Origin of the sequence: Enterobacter cloacae complex sp. S3 (assembly GCF_014930495.1) — a bacterium.
In the GTDB taxonomy this organism is placed as follows: domain Bacteria; phylum Pseudomonadota; class Gammaproteobacteria; order Enterobacterales; family Enterobacteriaceae; genus Enterobacter; species Enterobacter asburiae_B.
In genome coordinates this window covers 248300-266695 of the sequence record NZ_JADBRD010000007.1, presented here as the reverse complement: position 1 = coordinate 266695, position 18396 = coordinate 248300, and the positions used below count along the sequence as shown (strand labels likewise).

The 18396-nt window shown below is 53.1% G+C and carries 12 protein-coding genes and 2 pseudogenes; 3 read left to right on the top strand and 11 right to left on the bottom strand.

Annotated features, from left to right (window positions below; genetic code table 11):
• Window positions 1-145: 145 nt before the first annotated feature.
• The 6 genes and pseudogenes from ltrA to IM317_RS03370 form a co-directional block, all read right to left on the bottom strand.
• The gene (gene ltrA, locus IM317_RS03395; protein ID WP_033146493.1) at window positions 146-1654 is read right to left on the bottom strand and encodes a group II intron reverse transcriptase/maturase; all 1509 of its coding nucleotides are present in this window, start codon (window positions 1652-1654) and stop codon (window positions 146-148) included.
• 672 nt (window positions 1655-2326) lie between these two features.
• Window positions 2327-3012, bottom strand: a pseudogene (locus IM317_RS03390) (IS3 family transposase); the annotation flags it as partial.
• A gap of 126 nt (window positions 3013-3138) precedes the next feature.
• On the bottom strand, window positions 3139-3567 hold the full coding sequence (locus tag IM317_RS03385; protein ID WP_017384060.1) for a hypothetical protein: 429 nt from the start codon (window positions 3565-3567) through the stop codon (window positions 3139-3141).
• A gap of 3 nt (window positions 3568-3570) precedes the next feature.
• The gene (locus IM317_RS03380) at window positions 3571-5688 is read right to left on the bottom strand and encodes a hypothetical protein (protein WP_017384059.1); all 2118 of its coding nucleotides are present in this window, start codon (window positions 5686-5688) and stop codon (window positions 3571-3573) included.
• Entirely contained in the window at window positions 5676-7442 is a 1767-nt protein-coding gene (locus IM317_RS03375; RefSeq protein WP_007897920.1) for a hypothetical protein, read from the bottom strand. Before IM317_RS03375 ends, IM317_RS03380 begins: the two co-directional genes overlap by 13 nt.
• Complete coding sequence (locus IM317_RS03370; RefSeq protein WP_007897923.1) at window positions 7429-8676, bottom strand: site-specific integrase; 1248 nt, start codon at window positions 8674-8676, stop codon at window positions 7429-7431. Before IM317_RS03370 ends, IM317_RS03375 begins: the two co-directional genes overlap by 14 nt.
• 613 nt (window positions 8677-9289) lie before the next feature.
• On the opposite strand from IM317_RS03370, the gene IM317_RS03365 reads away from it, so the two are divergent.
• On the top strand, window positions 9290-9925 hold the full coding sequence (locus IM317_RS03365) for a hypothetical protein (protein ID WP_012477419.1): 636 nt from the start codon (window positions 9290-9292) through the stop codon (window positions 9923-9925).
• Between the two features lie 135 nt (window positions 9926-10060).
• On the opposite strand, the pseudogene IM317_RS03360 reads toward IM317_RS03365, so the two are convergent.
• Window positions 10061-11236: pseudogene (locus IM317_RS03360) on the bottom strand (YgiQ family radical SAM protein); the annotation flags it as partial.
• A gap of 199 nt (window positions 11237-11435) precedes the next feature.
• Here IM317_RS03360 and IM317_RS03355 point away from each other — a divergent pair.
• Window positions 11436-12911 (top strand): TrkH family potassium uptake protein, encoded by a 1476-nt coding sequence (locus IM317_RS03355; RefSeq protein WP_033146649.1) that lies wholly within the window; start codon window positions 11436-11438, stop codon window positions 12909-12911.
• A 30-nt stretch (window positions 12912-12941) separates the two neighbouring features.
• On the opposite strand, the gene ftsP is transcribed toward IM317_RS03355, so the two are convergent.
• The 4 genes from ftsP to IM317_RS03335 all read right to left on the bottom strand — a co-directional run bounded on the left by ftsP (window position 12942) and on the right by IM317_RS03335 (window position 18092).
• On the bottom strand, window positions 12942-14354 hold the full coding sequence (gene ftsP, locus IM317_RS03350) for a cell division protein FtsP (protein WP_033146650.1): 1413 nt from the start codon (window positions 14352-14354) through the stop codon (window positions 12942-12944).
• A gap of 58 nt (window positions 14355-14412) precedes the next feature.
• Entirely contained in the window at window positions 14413-15150 is a 738-nt protein-coding gene (plsC, locus tag IM317_RS03345; protein ID WP_023333413.1) for a 1-acylglycerol-3-phosphate O-acyltransferase, read from the bottom strand.
• A 163-nt stretch (window positions 15151-15313) separates the two neighbouring features.
• Window positions 15314-17572 (bottom strand): DNA topoisomerase IV subunit A, encoded by a 2259-nt coding sequence (gene parC, locus IM317_RS03340; RefSeq protein ID WP_029740706.1) that lies wholly within the window; start codon window positions 17570-17572, stop codon window positions 15314-15316.
• A gap of 118 nt (window positions 17573-17690) precedes the next feature.
• A complete protein-coding gene (locus IM317_RS03335) occupies window positions 17691-18092 on the bottom strand; it encodes a YgiW/YdeI family stress tolerance OB fold protein (protein ID WP_023309189.1) in 402 nt (133 codons plus the stop codon).
• A gap of 139 nt (window positions 18093-18231) precedes the next feature.
• Here IM317_RS03335 and IM317_RS23875 point away from each other — a divergent pair.
• Window positions 18232-18396, top strand: a 165-nt coding sequence (locus tag IM317_RS23875) for a response regulator (protein WP_227010847.1), incomplete at its 3' end; no start/stop codon positions are given.

Here is an 18396-nt window from a genome sequence, read left to right as displayed (position 1 = left end):
CGTGAGAACAGATCAACAACCACGGCAAGATACAGCCAGCCTTCGTGGGTCCTGAGTAGAGTAAGAGGCAGGGCGTAGTCGGACTATTTCCCTGCCTCTCCTCCCCGAACCGGACGTGCACCTTTCAGCGCATCCGGCTCTCCATTTAAATGCTGGCGAACGCCATTGCCACTTCTGTAAAGCGCGATGTATACGTGTTTCTGGTCTCCGTCCTCAGATAGGGATTACCTTCGGGTAGCCGCCAGCGGAACAGCTTCTTGCCTTGCCCCACCAACCGGTACAGTATTTCGCCGCTGAGCTTGCCGTGATTGGTTTTACCAAATAAAACCCACGTTTTGCTCTGACCCGGTTTCGGTGATTTACACCACCACCTCATCAGGGAAGCGATACCTGTACGGTATTTGCGGGCCAGCCAGTGAGCCAGCTTCCAGAACACGACACGGTCGATATAACTGAAGACTTTGGCCTTAAAATCAACGAACTGATAGAACATGGCCCAGCCTTTCAGTTTTCGGTTGAGTTGTTCAGCCATATCGACTTTGCTTTCACTGTAGTTGCCTGATAACAGTGCTGTCAGCGATGCGGCGAAGTTTCTGGCTTTCTCCTGCGGGATCGTTGAGACCACTCGCATCTCGCCATAACGACTGCGTTTGCGAATGATCCTGTGCCCCAGAAAGATAAAGCCGTCATTAACATGGGTGATTTTAGTCTTATCCATGTTCAGCCTGAGTTTCAGACTGCCTTCGAGCACACCCCGACACTCCTCCCTGATGGCTTCCGCCTGTGCTTTGGTGCCTTTGACGATGAGGACAAAATCATCGGCATAGCGGCAGTACGCCACCGCGGGTTTCCACTGCCAGTTTTCTCTGACCGCCGTACTTCGGCCCCGTTGGATACTGTTATTCCAGTACCACCGATCTTTTCTGGCTTTCCCGCTCAGGTAGCGCTCATGCAGGTATTGATCGAACTCATTCAGCATGATGTTCGATAATAGCGGCGATATAACACCGCCCTGTGGTACACCTTCACTGGCCGCCCGAAAGAGACCGACATCGATATGTCCCGCCTTGATGGTTTTCCACAGCAGAGTCATGTAACGTGCGTCACTGATCCTGCGGCGTACAGCCTTCATCAGCAGTCGATGATGTACGGTGTCGAAGTAACTGGACAGGTCGCCTTCAATCACCCAGCGTCCCCGGGTTTCACCACAGTCTGTGAGCTGTAATTTCACCGTGCGGATCGCGTGGTGGACACTGCGCTCAGGCCGGAAGCCATATGAGAGCGTATGAAAATCACTCTCCCATATCGGCTCCATCGCCATCAGCATGGCCCGCTGAACAATACGATCCCGCAACGCGGGGATACCCAGTGGTCGCAGTTTGCCGTTGCTTTTAGGGATGTAAACCCGTCTGGCGGGCAAGGGCTGGTAGTGGCCTGAGAGTAATTCATCCCTGAGGATTTGCAGCTCAACAGCCAGTCTGGCCTGTAGCATTGTTTTGTTCACGCCATCAACGCCGGGGGTATGGGCCCCCTTTGATGAAAGCGTGATCCGCGCCGCTTCAGCCAGCCATTCTGGTTGTGTTATCAGACGCAGCAGCCGTTGAATCCGTAGGGACGGATCGGTGGCTGCCCATGTGGCAAGCTTGCGTTGCATTTCGCTGATTATCAAAGGTCTTCACCTCGTTAGGTCAGTTAATTCACGTCGCAAACACATTCAAACTGCTTCCCTTCGCCATGTAATGGGCTTTCCCCATCGCGGACTACTACGGAAGCTCCGCCAGCCAGCGCGTCATCGGAGCCATGCCCCCTTAACATCCGTCGCTGACCTTCCCCGGTTTACCTGCCTGGACTCAGGCATACTGAGGAGGCTGCCCGTCGCACTCTTTATCCTTGCTTGCCGCAAGTTGGCAGAAGTCAGCATCGCAAGCGTGATAGACGCTGCTGCCCCGGTGTTTCGCATACATGTCAAAACACCTTCGACCGGCAGTGCTTACGTATCACTGCCAGTTCCTCCTGCACGGCCTGTCAGATCACGTAGGCCGTGGTGACGTTTTCAACCCACAGAGGCGGATTAACGGGTTCATGTTCTTCAGCCTTTCAGTACTTAACCTTGAGGATCATCTCGGCTTAGTGATCTCGCCTCAATCCCCGTTGTCAGCGGGTTACATCACCCTGCGGGCATGCCGCAGGTCACTGCCGCTCAGGTTCTCCACCGTCACACCCGGTGGGATTGTTGGGTTTCTCATCGTGAGTTACCGGTTCAATATTCCAGACAGACTCGCGGTTCATTTAAGCATCCATGCCCGCCCTGAACTCCGGGCACACTATAAGTAATATCTGTGACCCAGACCTGATTGGCCCGGACAACAGTAAACTGCCGTTGCACGCGATTAGGGGCAACCACTGAAGGCCGGCCGGCGATACGACGCGGCGCTTTATAGCCGCGTACGGCTTTGATCCGGTTTTGTTGCATAATACGACCCACCCGGTTTTTGCCGCAGGTTTCCCCGATTTCGTTCAGGTCGCCATGAACCCGCCGGTAACCGTATACGCCTCCGCTCAGTGAATATGAGTCGCGGATAAGCATCAGCAGACGCTGGTTATCTTTATCACGCGCCGAGACCGGGTTGTGCAGCCACGCATAGAACCCGGCCCGGGCGACATTCAGTACCCGACACATCGTCATCACACCCCATACAGTGCGGTGTTCATTGATAAAGCGGTACTTCAGTCGGGCTCCCTTGCAAAGTACCGCGCGGCCTTTTTCAGGATATCCCGTTCTTCTTCGGTGCGTTTTAGCTGCGCCCGGAGTTTCAGGATCTCGCTTTTGGCTTCCAGTAAATCCCGGGCATGCTGTTCGCTGTTATCAGGTTTGATAGCCCGTAGCCACTTGTAGAGGCTGTGTGCAGAAACGCCCAGACGGTCGGATACTTCGGCAACGGAATAACCGCGTTCTGTTATCTGACGGACGGCTTCTTCCTTAAATTCAGGTGTAAATCGTGGTGTGCCCATACGCTCCTCCTATGCTCAAACTATAGGGCAGGATCGTCTACCGGGGCGGGGTCAGTCCATAAATGACTCTGAGGTGTCTGTTAAACGCGTGGCGATTCACCTCGCGTCCTTCCGTTCAGTATAGCCTCAGTCCCTGACACCACCCGAGAACGGAATGACGTCCCCTTTCTCCCTCCCGGTGTTGCGTTCAAGCTCCCTGACATACTGCTGTAAAAGTATAAGGTTATGTAACAGCTCTACATTTTCAGCCATCATCTTTTTGATTTCTTCCCTCAGCTCATTTCTCTGACGGCGATACTTTTCTTTCAGCTTGATCTGCTGCTCAATGCCCTGCTCATCAACCGGCGCGGTGCCCTGGCACGTTTTTTTCAGACTGCGGATAGCCTCCCTGACCTGCCTGTACTCAGGACAGTTATAATTCAGGGTGCCGTTTGCCAGCCCCGCTCGTTTTTCCACAGCATACTGGCTGATACGCTCCCCTGATAACATCAGTTCCCTCAGGGCCTGCTCTGCTCTTGCCTGTGTTTTTTTAACCCCCGACTGTTCGTTCGTCATGCTCTATTCATCCTTTTCAAAAAAGCGGACAGCATCTGCATAAAAATCTCTCTCAAGCATCAGAAAATCCCTGTCAGCCTGAGGAGCATTATTTCGCACGGCAATCTCCAGAAGGTTGTCATAATGAGCCATCCTGCGTTTCCACACGGGAACAGAATCAGCTCCGGCCAGCATGTTCTCACATCCCGGATTGCAGGACGCTGACTGAACAACCGCCTTAAACTCGCAGTCATGGCCATTCATGCAATAAAAACCGTTTCCAAGAGATACCAGTTTTTGCCCGCCTCGTTTAGCCATGCTCATCGCTTTTTTCAGTGTAGGAAACGTCATCTGATGTAAGTGCCCACCTCTCTGGGACATCAGTAACTTCCCGCCTTCGCCATAAAGCAGGCCTTCATGCTGATAAGAAACAGCCCTGGAAGCTGAGAGTTCGGTATCAACCCTTTCAATCTCGGCAGCGAATGCCTGAGGGATCGCCCGGCTAAAATGCGAAGCGTTGAGTGCACCGGACATATACCACTCCGTCATGCCTCTGATTAAGTGCTTAAACTGCCGGATAAGATCATTAGTAGAAATCAGATCAAGACGCCTGAGGTGTACAGCAAGTGAACGGCGAAACTGATGGGTTCGCAATGGCCAGAAAGCCCCCTCCCGAATCTCCATCGCAACGCGTTCATCATCACGTATGTTTGGATTTAAAAGCCTGAACTCATCAATATGGTCACGTCGGATGAACAGATGGTGTCTTTTCACAAATTTCTTTGCCCACTCAGTCTGGCGCTGCGTCCCCATAAAAGAGAGTTTTTGCTCCGAGAACCACGACCTGATATTTAAAGACAATGGAACATTGTCCAGCGTCTTCCCGTCCAGGCCTGTCATGATTTGATTAATTCTGCGTAAATGCTGAAAAGGCTTTTCCACATAGCGACAAACAACCCAGTCTTCGTGACTTCCACCTTCCGGGGCGAACTTATGCAACACCGAACGAAGTCCCAGGATATCACCATCATAAATCAGTGAACCGTGCATCACGCCAAGCACTTCGCTGTGTCTCATCCCCGACATGGCCTGTATCACATTCATGACTTTTAACGTCAGCTCAAAATGCCAGGTGTTCAGCTTTATGTGATCAACGCCAATAAAATCAGATCTCCAGCGCTTATTTTTATGTACCGAGAACCAGCCCTGCATCCCGGGGCCAAGTGTCGCGAAAAGCGCCCGAATTTCCCCGGCAACAATATTGTAGTAATACGCGGCCCGGTAATCCGGTATGCTTTTTGCTGTCCCTCTTTTACGGGCTTCCAGCATCGACGTATAGTAAGGCGAATCATAAAAACCGTTTATGATAGCGCACAGCCGGGAAAACCCGTCAAAATCGAAATCACTGATTTCAGCATCCAGTTCAGTAATCAGCCCTTCCCAGACAGACATCATAAGACTGAAAGGCATACAATATGTCTGGTTTGAATCATCCACACTGTTGTAACTGTCGAAGCTAATATCAGGAAAGTAACCGTATTTTCGAAGACGGGTATGACCTGTCAGCGAGATATCCGCCAGGTCCATAAAGTAATTACGTAATGTTCTTTCAGAACGCTTCCTGCCGTGCTCATCCTCCTCCTTCATCTTTACAATGAAAGCATTCCGGACAAGCGGAAAACGAAGCTGAAACAGACTGCGATACCCCATAGACTCAATAATACGGGCTCCCGCCACAATGTTTGCACATTTCCGGATCAGTGACTGCGTCTTCGCGGTCCTGCCGACAATCCAGAGCAGGCTGGCTGAGATGATTTTGGCTTCAAGACGCAGTTCAGGATCCCGTATGCCTGAAAAATTAACGGTTCTTAACGTTTCACCAATATGGGTTCTGACATAGCGATTGGTCCAGACATCATCCCTGAAATAAATATTCAGCGTCTCCTCATTGATAAAACGCATATCATGTTCATCTGAGCTGGCGATAACCAGGCAGTTATTCAGACGTTCAAAGCTTTTGTTTTCTAGTGCCTCACAGATGATATCCTCAGTCGGAAACTCATCCCCTGAACGAAGCGGCGTTCCGGCAGGAAACTCCGCCATTCGACTACGGCTTACCTCTTTTTTCTTCAAATCTGCCATACCGGAGCCACACCTTCTCGCTGAAGTTTAACGCGCGCTTTTTTCAGGGTCGCCTCATCTACCAGCCCAAGCCGTAAATCAATCTTCAGGAGTAACGTTTCATAACGCTCCACAGCATTGACCGAACCGATGTACAACGGTTTTCCATACTCGATAGCATGCCTGAATGACAGCAGGAGCCATACAGACTCCAGCGTTTCCACAACGCAACTTTTTGAACATTCGACACAATGAGAAAAATCCGCACAAGCCTTTGGTGTCCGGCCAAATCGTTTTTGCTTTTTTATAAAGCGCAATTCAATATCTGTAGGCGGCTCCTGCGATCGACATCCCAGGCCATTCAATAAAAGATCCACACCCTCATCGCTTCCACGCAGATCGATCCCCAGCTCATCAGCAACTTTTACCCGCTCGGATAACGCACGTGTCGCAATCCCCTGATTCATAAGCGTATCAAGTGCAGCACTGAAGTTTTCCTTCGCCCCCTGTGGGTTACCTGCAGCATAATTCCGCCTGTAAGTGCCCCAGTTATGCTGTGCTTTTTCCGCCGTAATCAGACCATTCTTTAATGTTCTGTCCGTATACTGCTCAGACGTTTTGCGCAAGCCAGAAACGGTAATTGATGGAAGCGAGGGATTAAGCTGCCGCATCGTGGCCCACGCCCCCTCAGAGTTAGAAAATTTAGTCAGATGACTGGGATTAAGAGAATAAAGCTTACGGAATTTCACCTGCGGCTCACTCAGAAACAGCGCCTGTACCGGAGGGAAGTTATCTGCGGAAACCAGATAGTTAACGATGTCGTCCCTGAGCCTGATAAAAGACAGAAACCAGTAATAGCCCGCACGTTTGGTCACATACTCCGATTTACCTATCGTCAGACGTATATACTTATTCGCTCTCCCCTTATAAACATAATCAGTGCTGATACCCTTTTCATCCAGATGTATATCATCCCGCGTCAGACCCAGAACCTGAGAGGTGTTTCCCCATGTGTGGTAACAGAACAGAAAAAAAGAAGTAAGAAAGTAATTTTCCAGAACGTCCCTGATGATGATCTCTGCCCTGCTGACCCCGTTCTCTCCCGGATACCGGAAATACGCTTCATAAACAGGTGCCAGCAAAGACGGTGAGAAATGCCGCACCCCTTTTTCCGATTTAGCGATATGCTCCCGGATACATCCCGCAAGGAACTCATTCATGGATGACAACTGCCTCAGGATCTCGGAAAGTTCATTCCTGGTATAGCTATCCCTTCCCTGCTGCTGATACGTTCCTTTCGGTAAGAATTCATATTCATACCGCCTCTGAATCTGCCCGCCCGTAAGCAAAAACCGGTTGACCACGGACAAGTAGTGTCTTGCCATCCTGACTGAAATTTTTCGCCGACGAATATCGTTCATGAGATGTTTAATATACATTTCAACGCCTTCAGCCGTGCCATAGTCATACTGATTGACTGACTGCCATATAAAAAACATATTGAGATAACGGAAAATGGTTAACCTTCCGGCGGGACGGTAAGACAGAAGAAATCGTTTCAGAGAGGCAATAAAATCGCGTTTTTCAGGGCGGGCAAGATGCGAATGTTCACTAAACCATCCGGGGAGCAACACATAATCTGAAAAATGAGCCTGAAGATAAACGTCAAGTAAATAATATCGGTTCAGATCCCGCTGAGTGATGTGTCCGCTGACCGTCTCCCATGACAGCACATTTTCGGCCATCCACGTTATCTGCGTTTCACTCCGGCTCATATATGGCTCCATCGCGACCTGCAGCACCGTCAATCAATGCGTCCATGACCCCGGCGACTGCATCAGAAATCTGGTTTTGCTGAAGAAAGACGATGTATTTCATCGTCGTATTTTCGCTTTTATGGCCCATCCAGTATTTTACTGTACCCAGCGCATTTGCGGCCTGATCGGGATAGCAACTCAGTGCCGAGCGTAAAAAATGGGTCGCAAACGTTGCCCGCAAATCATGGGGTTTATGTCTGAACACATTTCCCGGAGCAGACCGGGCCAGGCGATGGCGAAAACTGTACCAGCGGGAGTAAAAGGCTTTTTCAGACATCCGTTTCCCGTTTGCCATTAAAAATAAAGGCTCGTGCCGCCCTTCCCCACCCTGTCGTGCACGCCATTTTTGGATCTTCTTTTCATACTCCTCATCCGCCAGATAATCCAGAACCTGCTCGTACAATCGTCTGGTGATGAAGAGTTCTCGCGTCATCCCAAACTTCGTATGAACTCCGCATCTCGGACCAATATGAAGCCCCCTGATGGTCAACTCAGATACAGGGACACTGGCAAGGTACTCTTCAGTAAAGAGTGACGACGGCAGGGTCAGCATTTCATCCAGCCGTAGCCCACAATTTTTCATCAGCACAATCATTAAACTGAACAACCCGGACTCAGATTTCAGTGCCTCATCCAGGATATGAACCTCTGCATCATTCAGTGGGTTGATTGTCCTTTTTGTTGTGCTGGTTATCCTGATGGCAAGATCCGAACTTATCACCTTGCGTCGCCCGTCAACGACTTTTTCGACCAACGTAAAAAATGAGCTGGCAGCCAGCTCACCACACTTGCCCAGAAATACGTAAAACCGTCGGATAACGCTGATGTACACCGCCGCGGTGGATGAGGCGATGCGCCCCTGCCTTACGGCCCCCAGAAGATACTCCCTGAAGCCATATGTAGGGCTTTGGTATTTCAACGTTCCCGGGGTGAAAGGGTCAAGTCCGTTATCCTCCAGCCACCTTATCCAGCGTAAAAATGCCCGGGCTAAAGGCTTTAAATCCCTGGCCTGCAGGATAGCTTTATCCATAAGATAAAAGTGTACATATCGGCTCAGTTTTCGATTCTGGATGCCGCTAATATAAGGTATTTCAGCATACAGAAATCCGGGTTCAAATTTCAGTTTCGGCTCTGTTGCATCCAGTTTGCTGACACGCCCATAACGCGCATGAATGTTAGTGATTATCCTCACAGTCTGTCGCCCTGAAACGCCACCTCATGCCTACACTATAAATCCGGAAGAAGAAAAAACAAACAACCAGGTTGCCGGGAGTGAATATGCAAATCAGGAGGAAAGTAAAAGATGTAACGACACCATCACGATGCAATACATTGACCTCAACACGTTACCCGGACCATACGTGATAAACATCACAAATCCTTTGAGTGAAGAACTTAAGATGTGATTTTCATTTCCCGGCACAAACCGTGCCCTTAAAAAACAGGCAACGGATACATCTTAATGCCAGAAGTAAACCTTAATTGATTGAATACAGCCTGAGTCCATTGCAAAAATAACACACAGGGTAAATTCGCATATACAGAACCCAACGAAAAGCAAAAGAAACCTGTAACACATTTCGTTTACCTGTCACTTTCAATTGTAAAAGCCAGCAGAAAAAGCGCATATAACTATATTTATCCCTGCGGGGACTTTTGTTTGTGCTATATATTTTTTACAGAGAACCGCAACGCGTCCAAACACAAGAATATATTTACCTCTGGAAAATGGTCTGACTCCCTTTCACGTGGTTGTAGTGACCTGTTCTGTGATTCATGTAATGTCTTTTCTGGATGAGGAAAATATGTCATCACTGATATTTTATACAGACGAAGCACAAGCACTGATTGTAACAGATACCCTTGCCGTCACCGATAATGGGGAGCCGTTATCTTTTGTTTCCAAAGCAGGTTACATCCCCCAGCTAAGAACCATCATAGCAGGAACGGGGGCAGGTGGATTTTCTAACACCTGGTTGCTTGAAGCATCAACCAGAATGGTCGTATCAGGTATACAAAATCTCAATTATCATACATCGGCCTGTCTAAGGAGGCTGTGGAAACAATACAAGCATGACCATGCAATTCCCTCTTCTTCAACGGTGACAACCAGTGTTTATCAGTTCGCAATTTGCGAGGAAACAGGAAATATCGTTTCGTTCGCCTATCGCTCAGTCCATGATTTCGAATCAGAGCAATTACAATACGGAACAGGAGTAAAACCTGAGTGCCAAATCTTGGATGGGGATTTGTTGCAGACAATTCCTGTAATGATGAATGAACAAAGGGCTATACAGGCGACATACCCACACCCGGAACGGATCCATATTGGCGGTGAGATGATTGCGCATTATCTGACATCATCTATGTATCAATGCTTTAAGATTGGGGAATTTGAGGATTTCAGAACTCAGGGAGAGTATATATTGAGCAGGATTTAGGCAAAACGCGGTTCAGATAAAGTGCTTTTAACAGGCTTGCTGAACATTAAAAGGATATCTCTCAATTACGATGAATAGCTTGAATTCTAAAAATAGAAAAGTAGAGTTTAACTCTAAATACATAAAAACAAGAGTAAAGGAACAGCCGCCGAAGCAGCCGCGCATGATGTTGATCGAGAAGCGGATCATCTCATACGCCGGGATACGGGCGTTACCGTACGCCGGGTGCGGCACGCGCTTGTACGGCAGCGCAAAGACGCTGTCCATCTCTTCGGTGGAGAGCGGGATCGCCGGCGGGTTGATCCAGATAAAGCGCTCGCCGTGCTTCTGCATCAGCGCGCGGGCGCAGCCCGGGTTGGTTTCATGGTGCAGAATACGGGACGCGTGCGCGTAGAGCACCTTGTCGGCTTTCACCTTCTCGTAGGACGGCAGCAGCACGTAGGTCTTTTCCCACGGTTTCGGGCGCGGCGGCTGCACAACGATTGACTTCGCTTCCGCTTTTTTCGGCTCAACCGGCTTGTTATCGGCACACGGCAGATCTTCACCGTACGGGTGCGGGATAGGGTCGATTTTGCCCGGCATATCAATGATGCGGGAATCCACCCCGCTCCAGCCCGGCAGCGCCTCTTTCACCATAATGGCGGTATTGCGCACGTCGCGGATGCTGCTCACCGGCTCACCCTGCGACAGACGGTGCGCCACTTCCACCAGCGGACGCTCGCCGTTACCGTAAATCAGCATATCGGCTTTGGAATCCACCAGCACCGAGCGGCGTACGGTATCTGACCAGTAGTCGTAGTGGGCGGTGCGGCGAAGGCTCGCCTCGATGCCGCCCAGGATCACCGGGACGTCTTTCCAGGCTTCTTTACAGCGCTGGGTATAGACCAGGGTCGCGCGGTCGGGGCGTTTACCCGCCACGTTATCCGGCGTGTAGGCGTCGTCATGGCGCAGCTTGCGGTCGGCAGTATAGCGGTTGATCATCGAGTCCATGTTGCCTGCGGTGACGCCGAAGAACAGGTTCGGTTTACCCAGACGCATAAAGTCGTCTTTGCTGTTCCAGTCAGGCTGGGAGATGATCCCCACGCGGAAGCCCTGCGCCTCAAGCATACGGCCACAGATGGCCATGCCGAAGCTCGGATGGTCAACGTAGGCATCGCCCGTGACCAGAATGATGTCGCAGCTGTCCCAGCCCAGTTGGTCCATCTCTTCCCGGGACATCGGCAGGAATGGCGCCGGTCCAAAGCAGGCCGCCCAGTACTGGGGCCAGGAGAAGAGGTCACGATCCGGCTGGATCAGGGAAATTGCGCTCATAATGCTTCCGAAGAAAAAATAGACAAAAGGAGCGGGATTATACGCTGTTCATCCGCCAGATTTGAAGAAAAGGATGCATGAAGCAGGCAGATATTCGGGGAAGTCGTTAAAATACGGCGCCCTGATAATTTTGAATCATAATATTCACTATATTTTCCGGTGAGTTGCCCCGGAACGTGTTATTGCGCGGAGCTCTGTCGTGAAGCCCAACGATTCGTTACATGTATCCCAGCTGCGGGTTGTCCTTCACCTCTGCGGTTTTCTGGTTCTGCTGTACAGCCTTTCCATGCTGCCGCCGATGGTGATCGCCCTGCTGAATAAAGAGCGGACCTACTTTGCCTTCCTGACCACCTTTTTAACCTTTTTTACTCTCGGAGGGCTAACCTGGCGGGCAACACGTCACGCCGGCATACAGCTTCGCACCCGCGACGGGTTTGTGATTATCGTGCTGTTCTGGCTGCTGTTTTCATTCATTAGCGCCATGCCGCTCTGGATGGATGACGGGCTACAGCTCTCCTTTGCCGACGCGCTCTTTGAAGGGGTTTCCGGGATCACAACCACCGGGGCAACGGTGATCGGGGACGTCAGCGCCCTGCCTAAGTCTTACCTTTATTACCGCGCACAGCTGAATTTCATTGGCGGGTTAGGCGTCATCGTGCTGGCCGTCGCGGTCCTGCCGCTGCTGGGCATCGGCGGCATGAAGCTCTATCAGTCAGAGATGCCGGGGCCGTTCAAGGAGGAGCGTCTGACGCCCCGCCTTGCCGATACCGCGCGCACGCTGTGGGTGACCTACTTCGCGCTGGGCGTAGCCTGCACCCTGGCCTACTGGCTGGCGGGAATGTCATTTTTTGACGCCCTCTGTCACGGGCTGTCGACCGTGTCGTTGGGCGGATTTTCCACCCGCAGCGAGAGCATTGGGTTTTATGACAGCCACGCGATTGAGCTGGTCGCCGGGGCGTTTTCACTGCTCTCCGCGTTCAACTTCACCCTCTGGTACGTCGCCATTGTCAGACGCACCCTGAAACCGATTCGCCGCAGCCCGGAGGTTAAATTCTTTCTGAGCGCCGCCGCGGTGATTATTGTCATCACCGCCTGGCAGGTCTGGCATGCCGGGATGTACAACGCCACGGATAGCCTGGTGCACGCCTTCTTCCTTGCCAGTTCGATGATGACCGATAACGGCCTTTCGACAGCCGACTATGCCCAATGGCCCGCACACACCATCTTCCTGCTGTTGAGCGCCAGCTTTTTTGGCGGCTGCGTAGGCTCGACCTGCGGCGGGATCAAAGCCCTGCGTTTTCTCATTATGTTCAAGCAGAGTATTCAGGAGATGAACCAGCTGGCGCATCCGAGAGCGCTGCTGAGCATTAAGGTGGGCAAAAGCGTGGTGAATGAACGCGTCCTGCGCTCGGTATGGAGCTTCTTTTTTCTCTACGTCATGATCACAGGCTTTTTTGTCTGGTCGCTCAACCTGATGGGCTACGACCTGTTTACCGCATTCGCAACGGTTGCCGCCTGCATCAACAACATGGGGCTGGGGTTTGGCGAGACGGCGTCGACGTTCGGCACGTTAACCGAGGGGGCAAAACTGCTGATGTGCGCGGCGATGATCCTGGGGCGTCTGGAAATTTATCCGGTGCTGATTCTGTTCTCGCGCTTTTTCTGGCGGGCATAAAACATTCCCGGCGAACCGGGAATGACAGGATTATGGCGCAGGGTTGATCAGCATCTGCCCCACGGAGCCCCTGTCCATCATCTCCAGCGTCTGGCTGTGGAACAGGAACGGGAAGTGCGGCCACGAAGGCTGACCGTAATAGACAAGCAGTTCAACCTGGCCGTCCACCCAGACGGTATCTTTCCAGCCGCGGTCTTCCGGGAACGGCATCGCGCCGTTGACGTTGCGGATCAGGAATGCCACCCCTTCAATATGGAACGACTGCGGCATATCTGAACGGACCGTCCAGCGCTCCCAGGTGCCCTGCTGCGCGGTAATGTCGATGCGGTTGACGTCCCACAGCGCGCCGTTGATGCCCGGGTCGTCGCCCAGGCTGATATCACGGCTACGCACCGGCGAGCCGCTCATGATCTCCTGCGGCAGCAGACGCATTGGCAGGCTATCGGTCACCAGCGGCAGCAGACCGGTCGGGCGCAGGGTCAGAACCAGAGTCGAGACAAGAATGCTCGACGGTTCAAAGAACCCGCGAATGCGGTCCACAATGCTGGCCGCTTCACCGCAGGTGACAGACACTTCATCCCCATTGGTCATATCAATGAGAACTTCACGACGTTCGCCCGGCGAGAGCGCCAGCTGTTTGACGGAAACCGGCGCCGGTAAAAAGCCCTGGTCGCCGGAGATCACGTGCAGCGGACGGCCATCGCTCATTTGCAGCTGATAGCGGCGCGAGTTAGACGCGTTGAGCAGACGCAGGCGCACCCAGCCGCGCGAAACTTCCACATACGGGCTTTGCGCGCCGTTGACCAGCAGCGTATCGCCGACAAAGCCACCGCTGCCCGGCTCGCTGTATTCTGGCGTACCGAAATTATCCAGACGCTTGTCCTGGATGATAACCGGGAAGTCATCCACGCCGTAGTGGTTCGGGATCGGCAGGGATTTGCTGACCTCATCTTCCACCAGCCACATTCCGGCCAGGCCATTATAAACCTGCTGCGCCGTGCGGTTAGGCGTGTTGGCGTGATACCACAGGGTGGCCGCGCTCTGGCGAATCGGCAGAACCGGCGCCCAGTCGGCGCTGGGTGACATCATTCGCGCCGCGCCGCCAATCAACGGGCCAGGCACCTGTAAGCCGCTGATGGTCATGGCGACATTTTCAGGGGTACGGTTACTGTAGATGAGCTTTACGTCATCGCCATTCCACACGCGTATGGTCGGCCCAAGGTAACGTCCGTTAATGCCCCAGACCGGCGCGCGCGTCCCTTGGGTAAAGGACCAGTGGCTGCGCTGCAGCGTCAGGAAAAGCGGCTGACCGCGACGGGATTCAATTAATGGCGGAATGGGCAGCGGCTGTTGCTGCCCGGCGGCGCTGGCTGTCAGCGGCATCGCACCCGCACAAAGGGCGATCCCGGAAGCCTGAATAAACTGACGCCGACTGAGTGACATATAAGCTCCATCTGAAACGACTAACAACGCGGGAATTCGTTTTCCCTTCAACGCCGGATTAAATCTTACCGGCGGCTTCTCTCTCTGCGACTTCTTTGTCGAGCTGCGCAATGTGCTGAGCCATCAGCTCACGGCAGTGCGCTGCCAGCTCGCGCACCTGGTCTTTACCGTATTTGCTGGTATCGACGGGTGGCAGCATTTCGACAATCACCAGCCCGTTATTCAGGCGGTTAAGATTAATCTTATTCGAAGTATTGGAAACACACACAGGAATAATTGGAACACCTGCCGCAATTGCGGCATGAAACGCCCCGGTTTTAAACGGCAGCAGGCCGCGGCCGCGGCTGCGCGTTCCTTCCGGGAACATCCAGATTGAGATTCTGCGCTTTTTAAAATGATTGACCACTTCCGCAATGGTGCTGTGCGCTTTCGCACGGTTATTACGGTCGATCAGCAGGTTACCGGTCAGCCAGTACAGCTGGCCAAAAAACGGGATCCACAGCAGGCTTTTTTTCCCCACCGTCACGGTCGGTGGCAAAACGATATTTGCGGCGGTCACCATATCGTAATTGTTCTGATGGTTGGCGATATAGATGGCGTTACCGAAATTCTCCGCCCCTTCAGGCAGACGTTTTTCAACCTTCAGACCAAACAGCGGCGCAAGGCGACCGAACATATGGCCGAAGGTGGCAACATGCTTAGGATTACGCGGACTGAACAGGCAATAGATGCAGCCGAAAATACAGACCAGAATGCAGTAGATAACGGTAAGAATAAGACGAACAATATATAGCATAGCGACCTCTGAAGCCCCAACAGCTGACAATTATACTTCACCTGTGGCCAGGTAAGGACTTTATTACGAGCGCGTATTGTTAATCGCAACGCACGAATTAACAACGATTTTACGGGAAATTTTATTGAAACTCCCCCTCCGGGCAGAGGGGGATATCACGACATTACTCTTCGCTGTCACCCGCGGTGCTGCGTGCAGGAGAGTCAATCTCCACGCGGTCGATGCGCTGCAGGCCGCGCATCAGCGAGCCGCGGCGACCGCGCTCACCCACCACTTTCTGCAGCTCTTCCGGACGAAGCTTGATCTTACGCTTGCCGACGTGAATGGTCAGCGTGCTCTGCGGCGGCAGGAGGAAGAGGTGCGCCAGGCCATCTTCGCCTTTCGCGGCTTCCGCCGACGGGATGTTGATGATCTTGTTGCCCTTGCCTTTCGACAGTTCCGGCAGATCGCTGACCGGGAACATCAGCATACGTCCGGCGGTGGTGATCGCCAGCAGCATGTCGCTTTCGTTCTCGATCACCAGCGGCGCCATCACGTGGGCGTTGTCCGGCAGGCTTATCAGCGCCTTACCGGCACGGTTACGGGAGACCAGATCGTTGAAGGTACAGATAAAGCCGTAGCCCGCATCGGACGCCAGCAGCAGCTTCTGGTCATCGGCTTCCATCAGCATATGGTCAACCGTCGCCCCCGGCGGCAGCGTCAGCTTGCCGGTGAGCGGCTCGCCCTGCCCGCGCGCGGAAGGCAGCGTAATCGGGTCGATGGCGTAGCTGCGGCCGGTGGAGTCGATAAACGCCACCGGCTGGTTGCTCTTGCCTTTCACCGCCGCTTTGAAGCTGTCGCCCGCCTTGTAGCTCAGCCCCGGCGCGTCGATATCGTGGCCTTTGGCGCTGCGCACCCAGCCGCTCTGCGACAGAACAATGGTCACCGGCTCGGACGGCTGCATGTCATGCTCGTTCATGGCCTTCGCTTCTTCGCGCTCGTGCAGCGGAGAACGACGGTCGTCGCCGAAGGCATCGGCATCGGCCTGCAGCTCTTTCTTCAGCAGGGTGTTCATCTTGCGCTCGGACGCGAGGATCGCCTGCAGCTGATCGCGCTCTTTTTCCAGCTCGTTCTGCTCGCCGCGGATCTTCATCTCTTCCAGCTTGGCGAGATGGCGCAGCTTCAGTTCGAGGATCGCTTCGGCCTGGGTTTCGCTGATGCCAAAGCGCGACATCAGCGCCGGCTTCGGCTCGTCCTCGGTACGGATGATCTCAATCACTTCGTCGATATTGAGGAACGCCACCAGCAAACCTTCGAGGATATGCAGGCGCTTAAGCACTTTCTCCAGACGATGGTTCAGACGACGGCGGACCGTATCGCGGCGGAACGTCAGCCATTCGGTGAGGATCTCCAGCAGGTTTTTCACCGCCGGGCGTCCGTCGAGGCCAATCATGTTCAGGTTGATGCGGTAGCTTTTTTCCAGATCGGTGGTGGCGAACAGGTGGTTCATCACCTGTTCCATGTCCACGCGGTTGGAGCGCGGCACGATCACCAGACGGGTCGGGTTTTCGTGATCCGATTCGTCGCGCAGGTCGTCCACCATCGGCAGCTTTTTATTGCGCATCTGGGAGGCGATCTGCTCCAGCACTTTGGCACCGGAAACCTGATGCGGCAGCGCGGTGATCACCACGGCGCCGTCCTCTTTATTCCACACCGCGCGCATACGCACGGAGCCGCGACCGTTCTGGTAGATTTTGCGGATTTCCGCGCGCGAGGTGATGATCTCGGCTTCGGTCGGGAAATCTGGCCCCTGCACGATATCCAGCAGCTCGTCGAGCGTCGCTTTCGGCTGCTCAATCAGGGTAATGGCGGCTTTCGCCACTTCACGCAGGTTGTGCGGCGGAATGTCCGTCGCCATACCGACCGCGATACCGGTGGTACCGTTCAGCAGAATGTTCGGCAGACGCGCGGGCAGCATCTTCGGCTCCTGCATCGTACCGTCGAAGTTCGGCACCCAGTCAACGGTTCCCTGCCCCAGCTCGCCCAGCAGCACTTCGGCATATTTAGAGAGACGGGATTCGGTATAACGCATCGCCGCGAAGGATTTCGGATCGTCCGGCGCACCCCAGTTCCCCTGCCCGTCCACCAGCGGATAGCGGTAAGAGAACGGCTGCGCCATCAGCACCATCGCTTCATAACAGGCGCTGTCGCCGTGCGGATGGTATTTACCCAGTACGTCACCGACGGTACGGGCGGATTTCTTGAACTTGGCGGTGGCGTTCAGCCCCAGTTCGGACATCGCATACACGATGCGGCGCTGAACGGGCTTCAGGCCATCCCCGATAAACGGCAACGCCCTATCCATGATGACGTACATGGAGTAGTTCAGATAGGCGTTTTCCGTGAATTCATGTAGCGCGAGGCGCTCTGCCATATCGCTCATTACGTGTGATTCCTCAACTCAGAAACCGAAGGGTTTCAGGCAATATTGCCGCAGATACTACCTCATCTGATGAATTGAGTCACAAAGAAAAAGGGCCGCACAGGCGGCCCTTTTCGGGTTATTTGTTCAGCTTAATAACCTGCTTCACGTCGATTTCAAACTCGTTCCAGTCTTTATCGACTTTACCCTGCAGTTCAACTTTATCCTGCGGAGTGACGGTCACGCCGTTCCAGCGCTTGTGGTCAATCTCAACCACGACCGTGCCGGATTCATCGCGGAAGGTGTAGCGGTCATCGGACAGGCGCTCGGTAATGTTCCCGCGCAGCTTCACCCAGGCATCGTCCTTCAGGTCTTTCACTTTTGCCGCGGTGGTGAGGTTGGCGTTGTTATCGACAAAACCGCCCTGCTGAGTTTGCGTCTGGGTCTGTGTGGCCGATGGGCCAGTAAAACCGCCCTGAGCAGCAAAGACCGGCGCGGTGGTCATCATCATGATGGCAGCAATTGCAGCGAATTTTTTCATCTTCATCTCTCCCTTTAATGTCGTTTCGCAGTCCATTTAACAGGGTAATCCTTAACAACTTCTTAAGGGAAAAATTTATTTATTATTGCTGTACAGCAGGCGCTTACAGAGGGTTTACTGACGACATCAAGGAGGGAACATGCGCATTTTACTGGTAGAAGACGACAGGTTAATCGGCGACGGTATCAAGGCGGGGTTGAGCAAAATGGGCTTTAGCGTGGACTGGTTTACCGACGGTAAAACCGGCCAGGCCGCGCTGTCTTCTGCACCCTATGATGCCGTGGTGCTGGATCTGACGCTGCCG

What these genes read in the sequence shown, in the direction of transcription:
- ftsP (WP_033146650.1), bottom strand. Translation starts at nt 14,354, where the DNA reads ATGTCACTCAGTCGGCGTCAGTTTATTCAGGCTTCCGGGATCGCCCTT.
- parC (WP_029740706.1), bottom strand. Translation starts at nt 17,572, where the DNA reads ATGAGCGATATGGCAGAGCGCCTCGCGCTACATGAATTCACGGAAAAC.
- IM317_RS03375 (WP_007897920.1), bottom strand. Translation starts at nt 7,442, where the DNA reads ATGAGCCGGAGTGAAACGCAGATAACGTGGATGGCCGAAAATGTGCTG.
- IM317_RS03365 (WP_012477419.1), top strand. Translation starts at nt 9,290, where the DNA reads ATGTCATCACTGATATTTTATACAGACGAAGCACAAGCACTGATTGTA.
- ltrA (WP_033146493.1), bottom strand. Translation starts at nt 1,654, where the DNA reads ATGCAACGCAAGCTTGCCACATGGGCAGCCACCGATCCGTCCCTACGG.
- plsC (WP_023333413.1), bottom strand. Translation starts at nt 15,150, where the DNA reads ATGCTATATATTGTTCGTCTTATTCTTACCGTTATCTACTGCATTCTG.
- IM317_RS03335 (WP_023309189.1), bottom strand. Translation starts at nt 18,092, where the DNA reads ATGAAAAAATTCGCTGCAATTGCTGCCATCATGATGATGACCACCGCG.
- IM317_RS03385 (WP_017384060.1), bottom strand. Translation starts at nt 3,567, where the DNA reads ATGACGAACGAACAGTCGGGGGTTAAAAAAACACAGGCAAGAGCAGAG.
- IM317_RS03380 (WP_017384059.1), bottom strand. Translation starts at nt 5,688, where the DNA reads ATGGCAGATTTGAAGAAAAAAGAGGTAAGCCGTAGTCGAATGGCGGAG.